Source organism: Campylobacter sp. RM12654 (assembly GCF_020137585.1).
Taxonomy (GTDB): Bacteria; Campylobacterota; Campylobacteria; order Campylobacterales; family Campylobacteraceae; genus Campylobacter_E.
In genome coordinates this window covers 1-1,430 of sequence record NZ_JACGAR010000058.1, presented here as the reverse complement: position 1 = coordinate 1,430, position 1,430 = coordinate 1, and the positions used below count along the sequence as shown (strand labels likewise).

At 28.0% G+C, this 1,430-nt stretch carries 2 protein-coding genes; both read right to left on the bottom strand.

Translation table 11 applies throughout. The annotated features are described in order from the left end of the window. Window positions 1-104 precede the first annotated feature (104 nt). Complete coding sequence (locus AVBRAN12654_RS09285) at window positions 105-653, bottom strand: hypothetical protein (protein ID WP_239803609.1); 549 nt, start codon at window positions 651-653, stop codon at window positions 105-107. A 107-nt stretch (window positions 654-760) separates the two neighbouring features. Further along, a partial coding sequence (locus tag AVBRAN12654_RS09280; RefSeq protein WP_336614372.1) for a molybdopterin dinucleotide binding domain-containing protein occupies window positions 761-1,430 on the bottom strand: 670 nt, incomplete at its 5' end.

Below are 1,430 nucleotides of genomic sequence, written 5' to 3'. Positions count from 1 at the left end.
AATAAACCACTAAGATATTTAAAAAAACACTCAAAAGGAATTTAAAAACAAACTTTTAAATTCCTTAATCTTTTTTAGTATTTACTTACACTTTTAAAGCATACTCACTCATCATCACCAGGAGCTACTCTTTGTAAGTATTTTACTACTTGATAGTATTCATTCTCATCTAAACTTGCATTATCTTGCATAGATTTAATTGTGCTTGGCCATACATTTTTACTAAACTCATCATAAGCATGTAAAGCATGGCATATACCACATCTTTCTTCAAATAATGCCTTACCATCTTCTATAATATCTTTATTTGTAATCTTAGTATTATCAACACTAGCTACTATCTCTACTACTTCCCAAGTATTATCATAATCATCTACTTTAGTTCCTATTACTTTAACAGCATTAGCATCATCAAGATTTACACTATTTGATAAGACACCTAAAGTATCATAAATAGCTTTTCCGCCTTTAGGACGATAGCCTGTAAGTTTTATCTCACTTTTATTATTATCATTTTTAACTATATCAAACTTAGTTCCTATAATAATTGTTCCTATTGTTTTATTATTAATACTTAAAGGAGTGTTTTCTAAAGCATAATTATTAGCTAATAATGAGCTTGTAATTAAACTTAATAATATTAGTTTTTTCATTTTTTATTATCCTTATAAATGTTTTTATACTTATTATTATTTGTTTTTATTACTTATCTTAATAAGTATTTTTAAAGCCTAAAATATACTTTTAGGCTTTATTTAATTTATGCTTTAAACTTTGGTTGTCTAAATAAATCAAGTGCTGGAATTTCTTTAGTATATTTTTCTATTTCTACTAAAGCAGTTGCTTGATTACCACAAGCAAGTTTGCTACTTGGAATATCAGCTATAAGCACATTCACATCTCCGTGTAAGCATAAGCCTTTCTTATTAGGATTATACCAAGAGCCTTCTTGCATTCTAATTACACCAGGTTTAACATATTCAGTTACTAAAACACCACCTAGTATTTCCCCTCTATCATTAAATATACGAACTATATCTCCATTTTTAATACCACGAGCTTTTGCATCAATTGGATTCATCCATAAGCTTTCTTTTCCTTCTACTTCTTCAAAATCTCTTAAAAAAGTATTATTAAGTTGTGAATGTAATCTATACTTTGGATGTGGAGTGATTAGATTTAATTTATATTTTTTAGCATTGCCTAAATATTCAGCTGGTTCATAAAATTGAACTAAGCCTTTGCAATCATCATAGCCAAACTTATCAATCTTTTTAGAAAATATCTCTATCTTACCACTTGGAGTTCCTAATCTATTAGTAATTGGGTCATCTCTAAAATCTTTCATTTTTACGAAATTCTTAGCTTCTTCAGGAGCTTTAAATTCTACATAGCCTTTAGCCCAGAACTCATCAAAGGTTGGCATTGAT